The sequence below is a fragment of the Kitasatospora sp. NPDC057223 genome (assembly GCF_042669755.1).
In the GTDB taxonomy this organism is placed as follows: domain Bacteria; phylum Actinomycetota; class Actinomycetes; order Streptomycetales; family Streptomycetaceae; genus Kitasatospora.
Genome location: NZ_JBHUWW010000027.1, coordinates 18,822 through 34,030, shown reverse-complemented (window position 1 = coordinate 34,030; position 15,209 = coordinate 18,822). Strand labels below are relative to the sequence as shown.

General features: G+C 74.5%; 8 protein-coding genes. All 8 read right to left on the bottom strand.

Annotated features, from left to right (window positions below; translation table 11 throughout):
* Nucleotides 1–19 precede the first annotated feature (19 nt).
* Nucleotides 20–1,891 carry an amino acid adenylation domain-containing protein gene (locus ACFUK0_RS13140; RefSeq protein ID WP_380249327.1) on the bottom strand — a complete coding sequence of 624 codons (1,872 nt, stop codon included), beginning with the start codon at nucleotides 1,889–1,891 and terminating at the stop codon, nucleotides 20–22.
* A complete protein-coding gene (locus ACFUK0_RS13135) occupies nucleotides 1,888–2,724 on the bottom strand; it encodes a hypothetical protein (RefSeq protein ID WP_380249325.1) in 837 nt (278 codons plus the stop codon). Before ACFUK0_RS13135 ends, ACFUK0_RS13140 begins: the two co-directional genes overlap by 4 nt.
* Nucleotides 2,721–3,731 (bottom strand): NAD-dependent epimerase/dehydratase family protein, encoded by a 1,011-nt coding sequence (locus ACFUK0_RS13130; protein WP_380249323.1) that lies wholly within the window; start codon nucleotides 3,729–3,731, stop codon nucleotides 2,721–2,723. Before ACFUK0_RS13130 ends, ACFUK0_RS13135 begins: the two co-directional genes overlap by 4 nt.
* The gene (locus tag ACFUK0_RS13125; protein WP_380249321.1) at nucleotides 3,728–5,071 is read right to left on the bottom strand and encodes a cytochrome P450; all 1,344 of its coding nucleotides are present in this window, start codon (nucleotides 5,069–5,071) and stop codon (nucleotides 3,728–3,730) included. The genes ACFUK0_RS13130 and ACFUK0_RS13125 overlap by 4 nt, the downstream gene beginning before the upstream one ends.
* Before the next feature lie 39 nt (nucleotides 5,072–5,110).
* Nucleotides 5,111–6,394: an MFS transporter gene (locus tag ACFUK0_RS13120; RefSeq protein ID WP_380249319.1), complete on the bottom strand. Its 1,284-nt coding sequence runs from the start codon at nucleotides 6,392–6,394 to the stop codon at nucleotides 5,111–5,113.
* A complete protein-coding gene (locus ACFUK0_RS13115) occupies nucleotides 6,381–9,995 on the bottom strand; it encodes a type I polyketide synthase (RefSeq protein ID WP_380249317.1) in 3,615 nt (1,204 codons plus the stop codon). Before ACFUK0_RS13115 ends, ACFUK0_RS13120 begins: the two co-directional genes overlap by 14 nt.
* Before the next feature lie 31 nt (nucleotides 9,996–10,026).
* Entirely contained in the window at nucleotides 10,027–13,422 is a 3,396-nt protein-coding gene (locus ACFUK0_RS13110) for an amino acid adenylation domain-containing protein (RefSeq protein WP_380249315.1), read from the bottom strand.
* Nucleotides 13,423–13,520: 98 nt separating this feature from the next.
* A complete protein-coding gene (locus ACFUK0_RS13105) occupies nucleotides 13,521–15,206 on the bottom strand; it encodes a condensation domain-containing protein (RefSeq protein ID WP_380249313.1) in 1,686 nt (561 codons plus the stop codon).
* Between the last annotated feature and the right edge of the window lie 3 nt (nucleotides 15,207–15,209).

Sequence of the window (15,209 nt, the reverse complement as noted above, 5' to 3'; positions counted from 1 at the left end):
CCGGCCGGGTGCCCGCCGGTCAGGCGAGCTGGGCGGCCAGGGCCTCGACGGTCGGCGTCCGGAAGGCCTGGGTGAGCCGCAGCCGGATCCCGGTGGACCTGCGGATCTCGCCGATCACCTGGGTGGCCAGCAGGGAGTTGCCGCCGAGGTCGAAGAAGCTGTCGGTGACCTCGATGCCCTGTTCGGGGAGGTCCAGGAAGCGCGCGAACAGGCCGACCAGCAGCAGTTCGGCCAGGCTGCTCGGTGCCCGGCCGGTGCGTTCGGCGGCGGCCCCGGGGCGGGGCAGCGCGGTCCGGTCCAGCTTCTCGTTGGGCGTCAGCGGCAGCTCGGCGAGCTGGACGAAGGCGCTCGGCACCATGTAGTCGGGCAGTTCGCGGGCCAGTCGCTCGCGCAGCCGCTCCGGGTGGGGCACCGCCCCGGCCGCCGGTACCAGGTAGGCCACCAGCCGCTGGTCGCCCGGGATGTCCTCGCGGACGATCACGGCGGCCTGGCCGACCTCGGGCTCGCGGAGCACGGCCGACTCGATCTCGTCCAGCTCGACCCGGAAGCCGCGGATCTTCACCTGGTGGTCGATCCGGCCGAAGAACTCCATCATCCCGTCGGCCCGCCAGCGGGCCAGGTCACCGGTGCGGTACATCCGCTCGCCGGGGACGAACGGGTCCTCGACGAAGCGCTCGGCGGTGAGTTCGGGGCGCCCGAGGTAGCCCTCGGCCACCTGGACGCCGGCCAGGAACAGCTCGCCGAGGACGCCCGGGGGCAGTTGGCGGCGCTGGTCGTCCAGGACGTAGAGGCGGGTGTTCCAGACCGGGCGGCCGATCAGCACCGGGCCGGGGTCCGGCTTGGGCGGGCAGAACATCGAGGAGACGTCCACCGCGGCCTCGGTCGGCCCGTAGACGTTGAGCAGCCGGGCCTTCAGGACCGAGGCGAACCAGGCCTGCAGCTCAGCCGGCAGGGCCTCGCCGCCGCAGACCACGTGGCGCAGGCTGGTGCAGCCGGCCGCCTCCGGCTCCTGGAGGAAGACCTTCAGCCCGGAGGGGACGAAGTGGCAGACGGTGATCGACTCGGCGCTGATCGTCTCGGCCAGGTATGCCGGGTCGCGGTGCCCGTCCGGGTCGGCGACCACGATCTCGGCCCCGGCGATCAGCGGCCAGAACACCTCGCGCACGGTGACGTCGAAGCCGGCCGGGGTCTTCTGCAGCAGCCGGTCGCCGGCCCCGAGCGGGATCTCGGACTGCATGTGGTGCAGCCGGTTGGTGATCGACCTGTGCGCGACCACCACGCCCTTGGGGCGGCCGGTCGAGCCGGAGGTGTAGAGCACGTACGCCGGGTTGTCCGGGGTCAGCGGGGCGAGCCGGTCGGCGTCGCCCGGGTCGCCCGGGTCGGCGGCGGCCAGCTCCTGCCGGGTGGCCTCGTCGTCCAGCACCACGAGCCGGGCCGCGCTGTGCACGGAGTCGGCCAGTGCGGCGACGGTGAGCACCTGGGTCGGCCGGGCGTCGTCGAGCACCTGGGTGATCCGGTCCACCGGGTAGCCGGTGTCGACGGGCAGGTAGGCTGCGCCGGTCTTGACGACGGCCAGCGCGCCGACGATGTAGTCCACCGACCGGGGCAGCACCATGGCGACGATGTCGCCGCGCCGGGCGCCGCCGCGGAGCAGGACCCGGGCGAGCCGGTTGGCCCGCTCGTTCAGCTCGGCGTAGCTGAGCCGGACGTCGTGGTACCGGACGGCGGGGCGGTCGGGGTGGGCGGCAGCGCTCGCCTGGACCAGCTCGGGAAGGGTGGCGGTCGGGACCGGGTGGCCGGTGGCGTTCCAGCCCTCGATCAGGGTCAGGTCGGCGGCGGACAGCAGCTCGGTGCCGACCGCCCCGGCTACGGGGTCGAGGATGTCGGTCATGTGCGTTCTCCTGCGAGGGACGGGAGGATGGTGTCGAAGGTCGCTGCGGCGGGCGCGGACAGCAGCCGGGCGGTGGTCTCGGCCACCCGGCCGTCCTCCAGCAGGGCCGCGGTGGTGGTGTCGAAGCCCAGCTCCCGGCCGGCGTACCGGGCGCCGGGGCTGGAGCCGGCCGAGGTCAGCGCGGTGGCGGCGGCCCAGCCGGGCTCGGGGGCCAGCTGCCGGGCCGCGGTCAGGTAGCGGACGTAGCTGCGGAAGAGGTCGAGCAGCTCCTCGCTGTCCTCCTCGTCCAGGCCGAGCCGTTCGAAGGCCTCGCCGGCCGCCGCCTCGTAGACCGCCGTGATGCCCGCGGCGGCCGCGGCGAAGTCGGTGACCCCGGCGGCGTGGACCGCCTCGGCCCGGGCCCGGTACGCCGCGCGCTCGGTCTCGGAGAGCACGGCCATCGCGTCGAGCGCCTTCAGGAAGTCCCGCAGCACGCTGCCGTGGTCGACCGGCTCGGGGTCGAAGAGCAGCACCTGCGGGCGGAACCCCTGCCGCTCGGCGATCCGGTCGGCCAGCTCTCCGGTGAACACGGCGCCGACGCAGTAGCCGAGCACCGCCTCGACCGGGCCGGCGGCGGCCGGCGGGCGCTGCCACAGCCGCAGGTAGTGCTCGGCGGTGGTGTCCGGTCCGGTCTCCGGCTGGACGGCGTGCCAGAGCGCCAGGCCGGCCAGCGCCGGCTGGGCGGCGAGCCGGTCGAAGCCCGCCTCGGGCCGGCCGGCGGAGTCGTAGTCGACCGCGAGGACGGTGGCGCCGTCGCCGTCGCCGATCCGGCGCCAGCCGGGCTGCGCGGTCACGACCACACCTCCAGGGCCTTGAGCAGCTCGGTCTCCTCGGCGTCGGTCAGGCCGGCCTTGCGCTCCCGGTCCAGCCCGAGCCGGCGCTCGTCGGCGAGCACGTCGCGCAGGGTCTGCTCGGCCGGCCGGGGGCGCAGGCCCGCGGCGAGCGCCCGGCCGTTGTCGTGGGCGCAGAACCCGGAGTCCTCGTCCGGCATCCACAGCGGCATCGACTTGGGGCCGCGCCAGTACTCGACCTGCTCGGCCGTCAGCACCGGGACGGGGACCGGCACGAGCTCGGTGTCCGGCGCGCCGACCGTCCCGACCACCCGGCCGAAGAAGTCGCCGAGCCGGTGCGCGGTGCCGACGCCGTTGAAGACGCCGCCGAGGCGCTGCTCGCCCGCGTCGACGATCCAGTGGGCCAGGTCGCGGACGTCCAGCCACTGGGTGATCTGCCCGGCGGCGTCGGGCACCGCCACCCGCCCGCCGCGGGAGATCCGCGCGGGCCAGTAGCCGAACCGGTCCGAGACGTCCCCCGGGCCCACGATCAGCCCGGAGCGGACCACGAACGCTCGTTCGCCGAGCTGCTCCAGGACGGCCTGCTCGCTGGCCGCCTTGATCGCCCCGTACAGGTACGGGTGCTGGATCCGTTCCTCCGGCGGGGCCTCCTCGGCGATCGGCTCGTGCAGCGCCGCGGTCTCGTCCTGCCCTGCGGTCACCGCGTCCGCGTAGACGTTGATCGAGGAGACGAAGGTCCAGTGGCCGGCTTGGGCGCCGACCGCGCGCAGCGCGTCCAGCACCCAGCGGTGCGACATGGTCGCCACGTCCACCACGGCGTCGAACCGCTCCCCGGCCAGCACCTGCACGCTGTCCGGCTCGTTGCGGTCGACCTTCACCAGGCGGGCCCCGTCGGGTACCCGGCCGGAGCTGCCGCGGGCCGCGCAGACCACCTCGTGGCCGCGGCGTACCGCCTCGGCGGCGACGGCGTGCGAGAGGAAGACCGTCCCGCCCAGGACCAGGACCCTCATGCCGACGCTCCGGTGAACGGGCACACCCCGGCGGGCACGGCGGCGGCCTCGGCTGCCGTCACGGGCTCCTCGACCACGGGCTCCTCGACCACGGGCTCCTCGGCCACGGGGTCGGCGGTGCGCGGCAGCCGGCGCGTGTAGCGGATCGGCAGCGAGGCCAGGCCGCGGCTCACCGAGTTGTCGTACACCCAGTCCAGCTCCTCCTCGGGCACCGCGAGCTCGATGCCCTCCAGGCGGCGGAGCAGGGTCGGGAAGACGAGGTGCCCCTCCAGCCGGGAGAGCGGGGCACCCGGGCAGAAGTGCGGGCCGTGGCCGAAGGTCAGGTGGCGGTTGTTCCGGCGGGTGATGTCCAGCGTGTCCGGGTCCTCGAAGACCTTGGGGTCGCGGTTGGCGGCGGCGATCAGCAGGTGGACGAAGGCCTCCTTGCCGATCTCCACCCCGGCGATCTCCATGTCCTGGGCGGCGACCCGGAGGGTGCCCCGGTAGCTGGGCGCCTCGAAGCGCAGGAACTCCTCGACCGCGGAGACCACCAGCTCCGGGTTGCCGCGCAGCAGTTCCAGCTGCTCGGGGTGGGTGAGCAGGGCCGACAGGCCGTTGCCGATCAGGTTGGTGGTGGTCCGCTGCCCGGCGATGATCACCAGCGACATGGTCGAGGCGATCTCGTCGGTGGTGAACACGTCCTCGTCGGCGGCCCGCAACAGCTGGCTGACCAGGTCCTCACCGAGGTCGGCGCGGCGGGACTCCAGCAGGTCCAGCAGGTACTGCTGGTACCGGGCGCTGACCTCCTTGAGCCGGCGGTTCTCCTCCTCGGTGTGGTACGGCGCGCCGCCGAGGACCGGGGCCCAGCTGTAGAGCATCGCCCGGTCCTCGATCGGGACCCGCAGGTACTCGAAGATGACCATCACCGGCAGGACCCGGGCGAACTCCATCAGGTCGACCTCGCCGGACTCCGGGAAGGCGTCGATCAGGTCGTCGGCGATCTCGAGGATGCGCGGGCGCAGGGTCTCCATCCGGCGCGGCACGAAGGACTTGCTGACCAGCTTGCGCAGTCGGGAGTGGTCCGGGGCGTCCGCGATCAGCAGGTTCTTGGCCTGGACCGGGCTGGCGTCGAGCAACTGGTCGCGGAACCACTTCGGGGCGTTGTCCAGCGACTTGGAGATCCGGCTGTCGCCGAAGGCCTTCAGCGCGAGCTCGTAGTCGGCGACGATGTACGCCTCGGCGCCGGGCGGGTGGTTGATGCCGCGGACCGGGCACTGCTCGCGCAACTGCGCGTAGACGGCGTTGCGGTCGGCCAGCGGGTCGGTGAAGAACTCCGGGGGGAGGATGCTGCTGTCAGTCATGGTCCGACTCCTGTGGATGGGAGGGGCGGTGGTGGTGCCTCAGGAAGTGATCTCGTCGAGCGGACGGAGCGTGCGCACTCCGCGGGTGAAGGTGGGCAGGGTGCCCAGCGCGGCGACGACCGCGACCATGACGAACACCCAGAACGAGCCTCCGGTTTCGAAGATCGCGCCGACCGCCAGCACCCCGATCGGCGAGGCGACCATCGAGGTGAAGACGATCGCCCCGAGCACCCGGCCCTGGATGTCGTCGGGCACCAACTTGGCCGCGTAGGTGAGGAACAGGGCGCTGATGATCGGGCCCCGGACGAACACGCAGGCGATGATCACGCCGAGCGGGGCCACACCGGGCACCACGGCCAGCGCCATCGCCGCGATCGGGCCGATCCCGTAGCCGACCATGAAGACCAGCGACGGCGGCGTGCGCCTGATCACCCCGCCGGCCACCAGCGAGCCCAGCAGACCGCCGGCGCCGGCCAGGGCCAGGGTGATGCCGGTGAACCCGTCGGAGGCGCCGCGGTCCTTGGCGGTCGCGATCACCGCCAGGAAGATCCCGGTGGTGTTGAACGCCATGTTGGAGAGCGTGATGCTGATCATCAGCGGCCGCAGCACCGGGTGGCGGAACAGGTACCGGAAGCCCTCCATGGTGCCGCGGCCGGCCGAGGTGGCGGCGCGCTTCTCCGCGGGCGGCACCTTGACCAGCATCAGCAGCAGGTTGGAGACCACGAAGGCCACCGCCGAGCTCACGAAGGGCAGCGCCCGGGCCAGCCCGAACAGCCAACCGCCCACCGGCGGACCGGCGGTGATCGCGCCGAACCAGCGGATCTGGTTCTGCGCGGTCGCCTCGGTCAGCTGGGACGGCCGGACCAGCTGCTTGATCAGCGCCATCTGGGTCGGCATCGTGATGCCGAAGCAGGCGGCGGAGAGCAGCGCCACCGCGAAGGTGACCGCGATCGGGACCGTGCCCACCGCGATCATCCAGCAGAACGCCCCGAGCAGCACCGCACGGACGGAGTTGCACAGCATCAGCATCCGGCGCCGGTCGAAGCGGTCCGCCAGGGTCCCGCCGACCACCGACAGCACGCCGGTGGCCAGCAGCTGGGCCGAGCCCACCGCCCCGGCGTAGGCCGCCGAACCGGTGGTGGACAGCACCAGCAGCGGGTAGGCGATGTCCGCGGACTGCTCGGCGACCGCCGCCAGTGTCTCGGCCACCCAGAAGGCCTGCCAACTGCGGTTGCGCAGCAGGGATCCGCGCTCGGCCGCCGGGCTCCCGGCCACCGGTTCGGCCGCGGTCCCGGTGATCGGGGGTGCGTCATCGATCGCCATGGTGTTCTCCTTCCGTCGGCGACGGCTCGACCGCCGCGGCCGCGTCCGCGAGTGCCGCGGACAGCTCTTCGGCGAGCGGGCCCACCAGCGGCGGCCGGAGCATCGACCAGTGGTCGCCCCCGACCGCGCGGACCCGGACCCCCGCGGTGTACATGGCGCCGATCCGGCGCTCCAGGCGCTGCGCCCCGGCCGGGCCGGTGTCCACCTTGAAGACCACGACCGGGCAGGTGGCCGGCCGCGGCCGGTAGCGGGACAGCAGCCGGAACTTGTCCAGCAGCAGCCGACGCAGCGCCGGGTTGCGCCGGACGGCCCGGCCGGCGGCTCCGAGCCCGAGGTACGCCCCGCCGAGCAGCCGGGCGTGGCCCAGCAGGAAGTCGGGGGTCGCGCCGAAGGCCTGGCCGGGCCGGCCCGGCAGGTAGGAGTCCAGGCAGACGAGCAGGTCCACCTCGGCCCCGCGGGCCCTCAGCCGGGTGGCCGTCTCGTGCGCCACGACCGAGCCGAAGGACCAGCCGCCGAGCGTGTACGGGCCCTCGGGCTGCACCGCGAGCAGCGCCTTGACGTGGTGGGCGGCGATCTCCTCGATCGTCTCCCGCCCGCTGTCGGCGTCCACCGGCTCCAGCGCCACGACCGGCCGGCCGGTGTTCAGGGCCTGCGCCAACTCCTGGTAGCTCCAGGCGGATCCGGCGGCGTCGGCGACCAGTACGACCGGCCGGCCGGTGCCCTCGCGCAGGGTGACCGCGCCGACCAGCGGGGGCGGTCCGGTCAGGGCCCGCTGCTCCTCGGCCAGCGCCAGCAGCCGGCCGAAGGTCGCCTCCCGCATGAACTCGGCGGCCACTACGGAGATCCCGGCCCGCTCACGGAGGAGGCTGAGCAGCGACAGCACGGTCAGCGACTCCCCGCCGAGGGCGAAGAAGCCGTCCTGGTCGCGGACCGACGCCACGCCGAGGGTGCGGCACCAGAGCCGCTCCAGCAGCGGGCGCAGCGCGTCGGGGTCGTCCGCTCCGGCGGCCGCGGCGACGGGCTCGGCCGGTTCCAGCTCGGGGTCGTCCTCGGCGAAGGGGTACCCGGGCAGCGGGACCAGGGCGGGACGGGTGCCGTCGGCGGTCAGCGGCGGCTCCAGGACGTCGAGTCCGCGCTCCCAGAGGGAGCCGAGTGCCCGCTGCAGCCCGAGTTCGCCGTCCTCGGGCCGACCGAGTACCGGCACGGCCGCCCGGCTGCCGTCCCAGTCCTGGCTCCAGCGCAGGACGCTGAGCATGGTGGCGCCGGGGCCGAGCTCCAGGAAGGTGTCGCAGCCGGAGTCGATCAGGGTCGACATGCCGGCGTCCAGCAGGACCGGTCGGCGCACCTGCGAGGCCCAGTACTCGGGGGTGGTCACCGCCGCCGGGTCGGCGAAGCCACCGCTGACGTTGGAGACCAGCGGGACGCCCGGCAGCTGGGCGGGGACGGCGGCGACCAGTTCGGTCAGCCGCTCCGCGACGGGCAGCAGGATGTCGCAGTGCGCGGCCCGGTCGACGTTGAGCACGCGCGTGTCCAGCCCGGCCAGGGCGTCCCCGTCGAGCAGTTCGGTCATCGCGGCGGCGGGCCCGGACAGCACCACCCCGCCGCGGGCCAGCATGGAGAGGGCGATCGGCCCGTCCAGCCGGACACGCGCGGTGACCTCTGCGAGCGGTGCGTTGACCGCCACCATCCGGCCCGGCTCGGTGGCGCGCAGGGCGAGCGCCCGCTCGTACACCAGCCGCATTGCGTCCTGCGGGGCCCAGACGCCGGCCACGGTGGCCGCCGCGTACTCGCCGGCGCTGTTGCCGAACATGGCGGCGGGCTTGACGCCCCACTCCTGGAGCTGGTGGCCCAGCGCGTAGCCGAGCGTGAACAGCCCCACCTGGTGATTGACGAACTCGTCGAACCACTCGGCGGGCGCGGCCTCGCCCGCCACCAAGGGGGAGAGGTCGAGGCCGAGGCCGGCGGCCGCGGCGTTCAGCTCGTCGAAGGCCCGGGCGAAGTCCGGGAGCCGGCGGTAGGCGTCGGTGCCCGCGGCGTGCCGCAGCACCCCGTGGCCGGGGAAGAGGAAGGCGACCTTGTTCAGGCCGTCGCCGCGGACCGGGTCCGGGGCGGCCAGCAGCGCCTCGGCGGCGCTGTCCCGGTCGGCGACCGCGACGCCCTGCCGCAGCGGGTGCAGCCGCCGCTCGGCGAGGGTGCGGGCGACGTCCGGCAGCTCCAGCTCCGGTTCGTCGCGCAGCCGTTCGGCGAGGCGGGTGCGCATCCGGCGCAGCGCCTCGGGGGTGGTGGCGGAGAGGGTGAGCACCCGCGGTCCGCGGTCGGCGGCGGCCCGCCGGCGCGGCGGTGCGGCCTCCAGCACGACGTGTGCGTTGGTGCCGCCGACGCCGAAGGCGCTGACGCCGGCGGTCCGCCGCTCCGGGGCCCAGGACCGGGTGGTGGTGCTGACCCGGAAGTGCGAGGAGTCCAGGTCGAGCAGCGGGTTGGGGTCCTCGTAGTGCAGGGTGGGGACCAGCTCGCCGTGTTCGAGCATCAGCACGGTCTTGATGAAGCCGGCGACGCCGGCGGCGGTGCTGGTGTGCCCGATGTTGCTCTTGACCGAGCCGAGCCAGCAGGTCTCGGCTTCCTCGGCGGACAGCTGGAAGGCCTCGGTGAGCGCGGCCACCTCGACCGGGTCGCCGAGCCGGGTCGCGGTGCCGTGGCACTCGACGTAGCCGATCTGCCCGGGGTCCACCCCGGCCACCTTGTGGGCGTGCCGGATCACCTCGGCCTGGCCGGGGATCGACGGCGCGGTGAAGCCGAGCTTCTCGGCGCCGTCGTTGTTGATCGCCGAGCCGCGGACCACGGCCGCGATCCGGTCGCCGTCACGCAGCGCGTCGTCGAGCCGCTTGAGCACCACCACACCGACGCCCTCGCTGGGGACGGTACCGCCGGCCCGGGCGTCGAAGGGACGGCAGTGGCCGTCGGGCGAGAGCACTCCGCCCGGCTCGTGGTGGAAGCCCCACTCGCCCTTCGGCGAGACGGCGACGCCGCCGGCCAGGGCCACCTCGCACTCGCCGCCGAGCAGGCTCTGCACGGCCAGGTGAATGGCCGTCAGCGAGGTGGAGCAGGCGGTCTGGACGGTGACGGCCGGGCCGCGCAGGCCCAGTTTGTACGCCACCCGGGTGGCCACGAAGTCCTTCTCCAGGCTGATCACCCGGGCCAGCGGGCTGAGGTCGGGGCTGGGGGCGGGGGTCCGGTCGGAGCCGGCGTAGACGCCGATCCGGCCGGTGAAGCGGGTCGGGTCGAGCCCGGCGTCGTCGACAGCGGTCGCCGCGCACTCCAGGAAGACCCGTTGCTGCGGGTCGATCACTGCGGCCTCGGCCCGGGGGTAGCGGAAGTAGCCCCAGTCGAAGGTGCGGGAGCCCGCCAGGACGCCCTTGGACCCGACGAACTCGGGCCGCCGGACGTACTCCGGATCCGCACCGGCCGCGAGCAGCTCGTCCACGTCGAAGTGGGTGATCCCCTCGACGCCGGCCCGCAGGTTCGCCCAGAACTCCCGGACGTCCGACGCTCCCGGGTACCGGCAGGCCATTCCGATCACGGCGATCGCACGGTCGGTTACCACGGCCGCCACCTCCTCTCGACGGTCCGGCCGGTCACTTGGCCGCCGCCTTGTCGGCGAGCGCGCGCACTCCGGTCGGGGTGGGGTTGAGCAGGAACTCGCGGAGCTTGAGGGTGACCCCGAGCTCCTGCTTGATCAGGCGGATCAGCTGGACGGCGGCCAGCGAGGTGCCGCCGATCCGGAAGAAGTCGGTGTCCCGGTCGACCGCGGGGACGTCCCGGCCGTGGCCGCCCGCGCGCTCGATCGCGGCGGCGAACAGGGCCGCGACCCGCTCGGCCGGGTCGGCCCCGACGGCGGGTCCGGCCGGCCGCGGCCGGCCGGTGCCGGCCGGGGCGGCCGCGGCGAGGATGGCCTTGCGGTCCACCTTGCCGTTGGCGGTGACCGGCATCCGCTCCAGCAGGGCCCACAGCACCGGGACCATGTAGCCGGGCAGCCGCCCGGCGAGCAGGTCGCGCAGTTCGGCGGCGTCCACCGAGGAGCCCGGTACCGGGACGACCGCCCCGACGATCCGCTTGCCGGCGCTGTCGTCGTCGGTCACCACCATCACGGCGTCCTGGACGTCCGGGTGGGTGGCGAGCACGTCGCTGATCGCGCTGAGCTCGATCCGGTAGCCGCGGATCTTGACCTGGTGGTCGGAGCGGCCGAGGAAGGAGATCCGGCCCCGGGTGTCGAGGCGGACGACGTCGCCGGTGCGGTAGAGGCGCTCGTCGACCTCGGGGGAGAACCGGCCGAAGCGGCGGGCGGTCTCCGCCTCGTTGTGCACGTAGCCGTCGGCGAGGCCGTCGCCCGCAGCGTACAGCTCGCCCACCGCGCCCGGGGGGACCCGGCGGCCGCGCTCGTCGAGCACGTACACCCGGGTGCCCGGGATCGGGCGGCCGATCGGCAGCGGGCCGTCGATGTCCTCGGGGCGGCGTACCGAGTGGGTGGTGGTGAACGTGGTGTTCTCGGTCGGTCCGTAGCCGTTGGTGATCACCAGGCCGGGGTGGCGGGCGAGCATCCGGGCCGCGTGGTCCTGCGGAACCACGTCGCCGCCGGTGAGGAGCTGGCGCAGCCCGCCGAGGCCGTCCGGCGCGAACTCGGCGACCAGCCGGAAGAGTCCGGCGGTCAGCCAGGCGACGGTGATCCCGCGTTCGACCAGGAAGGCGCCCAGCTCGGACGGGGAGGGCAGTCCGGCCGGGTGGACCTCCAGGGTGGCGCCGGTGAGCAGCGCGCCCCACAGCTCCAGGGTGGAGGCGTCGAAGGCCAGCGGCGACAGCCGCAGCATCCGCTCGCCGGGGCCGAGCCGGACGTAGTCGACGTCCAGGACCAGCCGCAGCACGCCGCGGTGCGGGACGCTGACGCCCTTGGGCTCGCCGGTGGAGCCGGAGGTGAAGGCGATGTAGGCCTGCCGCGCGGGGTCCGCGGCGGGGTGGTCCGGATCCCCGTCCGGCGCGGGGCGCCAGGCCGGGTCCCAGGTGTCGACGGTCGCGATCCCGGCCAGTGCCTCGTGGGTGCGGGCGTCCGCCGGGACCAGCGCGGCGGCCGGGGCGGCCTTGGCGGTGATCTGCCGGGTGTGCGCCGCGGGCAGGGCGAGGTCCACGCCGACGTAGGCGGCGCCGGCCGACACCGTGCCGAGCACGGCGACCGCCTCGGCGACCGAGCGCTCCAGGCCGATCAGGACGGTGTCGCCCGGTACCACGCCGGCCGCGCGGAGCAGCCGGGCCTGCTCGGCGACGGCTGCCGCGAGCTGGGTGTAGGTCAGTTCGGTGTCGCCCTCGCGGACCGCGACGGCGTCCGGGTGGCGCCGGGCGGCGGCTCGGAACGCCTCGTCCAGGGAGGTGGCGGGTACCTGCTGGGTGGAGTCGTTCAGCCGGTCGAGCAGGGTGCGGCGCTCGGGTGCCAGGCAGCGTACCTGCTCCAGCGCGGAGTCGGCGGTGGCCAGTTCGGCGACGGCGGCGCGGAAGTCGGCGACGAACGCCTCGGCCTCGGCGCGGTGCCAGACCGCCGTGGCGTACTCGACGTGGCCCGCGTAGGCCGGCTCGGAGCGGCCCACCAGGAGGGTGAGGTCGAACTGCGAACCGCCGCCGTGCCCCTCCTCCACCCGGACCACCAGGGCGTCGGTGCGCAGCCGTTCGGGGACCAGCTGGTCGTGCATGCCGAAGCAGGCCTGGACCAGCGGGTGGCAGCCGAGGGTGCGCTCAGTGCCGAGGCGGGCGACCAGTTCGTCGAAGGGGAGCTGGCCGGCGTCCATCGCGAGGGCCACCGAGTCGTGCACACCGCGCAGGTAGCCGGCGGTGTCCGCGTCGTCGTCGACGTCGATCAGCACCGGGACCAGGTTGCCGGCCACGCCGACCAGCCGGGCCAGCTCGCCGGTCTCGCGGCCGAGCAGCGGTACGCCGACCAGCAGTCGGCGGGTGCCGGTCCAGCGGCTCAGGGTCAGGCCGAACGCGCCGAGCAGGAAGGAGAACGGGGTCACGCCCAGCTGCCGGGCCCGCCCGGTCACCGCGGCGCTGACGCCGGTCCCGAGGTCCAGCGGCAGCCGGTCGCCGGCCGCGTCCTGGATCGCCGGGCGCTGCCGGTCGGCGGGGAGTTCCAGCACGGTCGGTATGCCGGCCAGGTGCCCGTTCCAGAACTCGGCCTGGCGCTGCCACTCGCCGGCCGCGCGGAGCTCCTCCTGGCGCCGGATCAGGGCGCCCAGCGGGACGGCCGGCTGCTGGTCCGCCGCCGCTCCGCCTTCCAACTCGCGGTAATGGGCGAAGAGTTCGTCGAGCAGCAGGCCGACAGCGGTGCCGTCGAGCAGCATGTGGTGGGCGATCAGGGTGAGCGCCCCGCCGCCGACCGGGTTGGCGAAGAACAGCAGCCGCAGCGCCGGGGCGGCGGCCAGGTCGAAGGGCTCCGCCCCGCGCCGGGCCGAGACCCGCCGGACGTAGTCCTCGAACTCGGTGTCGAGGACGTCGTGCTCCAGGTCGACCAGTTGCGGCGTCACCTCGTCCAGGACGTGCCGGACGGCTTCGCCGTCGCGCTCCCGGAAGACCGTGCGCAGCCCCTCGTGGCGCCGGGCGGTGCGGTCCAGCGCCTCCTGGAGCAGGCCCTGGTCGAGCTTGCCCTCCTCGACGAAGCAGGTGAACACCAGGTTGTAGGGGGATCCGCCGGTGATGCTCTCGATCAGCCACATTCCGCGCTGGGTGTAGGACAGCGCGTCGGTGGCGGCGGCCGGGCCGCCGACCGGCGCCGCGGGGGACTCCGCCGCGTCGGCCAGCACCTCGGCCAGCGGGCGGCTGCCGAGCAGGTCCCGCATCGCCAGCCGCAGCCCGAGCCCCTCCTGGGCGGTGGCCGCGAGCCGCATCGCCCGGAGTGAGTCCCCGCCGAGCTCGACGAAGCTCAGCGTCCCGAGGTCTGCACCGGCCGGCTGGAGGCCGAGCGCGGAGCACGCCATGTCATGAAGCGTCATCAGTTGCTCTCCAAGAAGGAAGGGGTCGGTGGACGCGGCTCGCGTGTCGCCCGGGGGCAGGGCCCGGCGGTGGGGCGCAGGGCCCGCCGCGGCGGGGGTCAGCGCGCGGCGGCGGCCGCCCGGGCCGCGCCCAGCAGGCGGTCGCGGCTGCCGGCGGCGCCGGAGCCGGCCGGCGAACCGGCGGTGGCCAGCAGCTCGGCGTGGCCGCGTACCGTGCCGGCCCGGAACAGGTCCATGGTCTTCAGGGCACGGCCGGTGGTCTGGATGAGGCGCTCCACGAGCATCACCACCAGCAGCGAGTCGCCGCCGGCCTCGAAGAAGTTCACGTCGTCGCCGACCGAGTCGAGCTTCAGCACCTCCTGCCAGAGCGACCGTACGAGCTCCAGTCGGGCGGCCGGGTCGTCCAGGTCGACGGCGGGGGTTGCGGCTACGGTCACGGGTTCCTCCAGGGAGTGGGCGATGAGTGCGGCGTTGTGCCGCATCGCGTCGAGAAGTCGGCGGATGTCGGTGGCGTCGAACAGCGCCCGGGTGAAGTCCACGGACAGCTGGAGCCGCCGGCCCCGCGGGGTGTCGTCCACCCGGACGAACAGGGCGAGGTCGTACTTCATGGGGAGGCGGTCGAGCGGCAGCAGCCGGCCCACCACCCCGTGGCCGAGGTCGAGGTCGCGCGGCGACTCGTTGAGGTTGACCAGCACCGCCGACAGCGGCGGCCAGATCACGGTCCGTTCCGGCTTGAGGCCCGCGGTCACGGCGTCCAGCGGGACGTCGGCGTCGATGAACGCCTCCATCGCGCCGATCCGGGCGCCGGCCAGCAGCTCGCCCCAGGTGGTGCGGTCCCCGTCGAGGGTGACCCGGAGCATGGCGGTGTTCATGAACATCCCGACCACGTCCGCGATCGCCGGGTCGTCCCGGCCGGGCCAGCCGAAGGCGATCACGAAGTCGCGCTGCGTGCCGATCCCGGCGAGCGTGCCGGTGAGCAGGGCGACCCCGAGCGCGAACGGGGTGCAGCCCGCCGCGGCGGCGGTGTCGAGCAGCGCGCCGGTCAGCTCCTCGTCCAGGTCGATCGCCAGCGTCCCGCCGTCGAGGTCGGGGTCGGCTCCGGCCGGAACCGGGCGGCGGAACGGGAAGTCGACCTCCAGTGGTGCGCCGGCCAGGCGCTCCAGCACGTCCGGCAGCCGTTCGGCCAGCTCCTCGGTGCCGGGCCCCACGGTGACCTCGCCGGGGTGCGGCGGTACCGGCAGCGCCGGGTCCACCCCCCGGGCGAGGGCCCGGTAGACCTGCTCGACCTCCCGCAGGATCAGCGAGTGCGACCAGCCGTCACAGACGATGTGGTGCACCGTCAGCACCAGCCGGACGTCCTCGGGCCCGAGCACGATCAGCTCCGCCCGGGCCGGGGCCTCGGCCGCCAGGTCGAACGGCGCGTAGCACAGCACATCGACCAGCTCCGGCAGTTCGGCCTCGGTCCAGCCCTCCGCGGCGGCGTCGATCACGCCGGCCCGGGCGGGCTCCAGGTCGGTGCGGTACTCGACCCGCTTGCGCTCCGGGTCGAGCCGGAAGCGCGAGCGCAGCGCCGGGTGCCGGTCGAGGACCCACTGCACGGCCGCGGCCAGCCGGGGGGCGTCGACCGGGCCGGTGAAGCGGACCACGGTGGGGATCAGGGTGGTGCGGCGCAGCTGCTCCACCCGGTCGAGCACCCACAGCCCCTTCTGCGCGGGGTTGGCGGGATACCAGCGGTCGTCGGCGCTCCGGGTGCCGGCCTCGCTCGCGGTCGTGGTCGCGGTCATCCC

Bases quoted from the DNA above. Each gene is read 5' to 3' on its own strand.
- ACFUK0_RS13120 (WP_380249319.1), bottom strand. From the start codon at position 6,394: ATGGCGATCGATGACGCACCCCCGATCACCGGGACCGCGGCCGAACCG.
- ACFUK0_RS13105 (WP_380249313.1), bottom strand. From the start codon at position 15,206: ATGACCGCGACCACGACCGCGAGCGAGGCCGGCACCCGGAGCGCCGAC.
- ACFUK0_RS13110 (WP_380249315.1), bottom strand. From the start codon at position 13,422: ATGACGCTTCATGACATGGCGTGCTCCGCGCTCGGCCTCCAGCCGGCC.
- ACFUK0_RS13130 (WP_380249323.1), bottom strand. From the start codon at position 3,731: ATGAGGGTCCTGGTCCTGGGCGGGACGGTCTTCCTCTCGCACGCCGTC.
- ACFUK0_RS13140 (WP_380249327.1), bottom strand. From the start codon at position 1,891: ATGACCGACATCCTCGACCCCGTAGCCGGGGCGGTCGGCACCGAGCTG.
- ACFUK0_RS13125 (WP_380249321.1), bottom strand. From the start codon at position 5,071: ATGACTGACAGCAGCATCCTCCCCCCGGAGTTCTTCACCGACCCGCTG.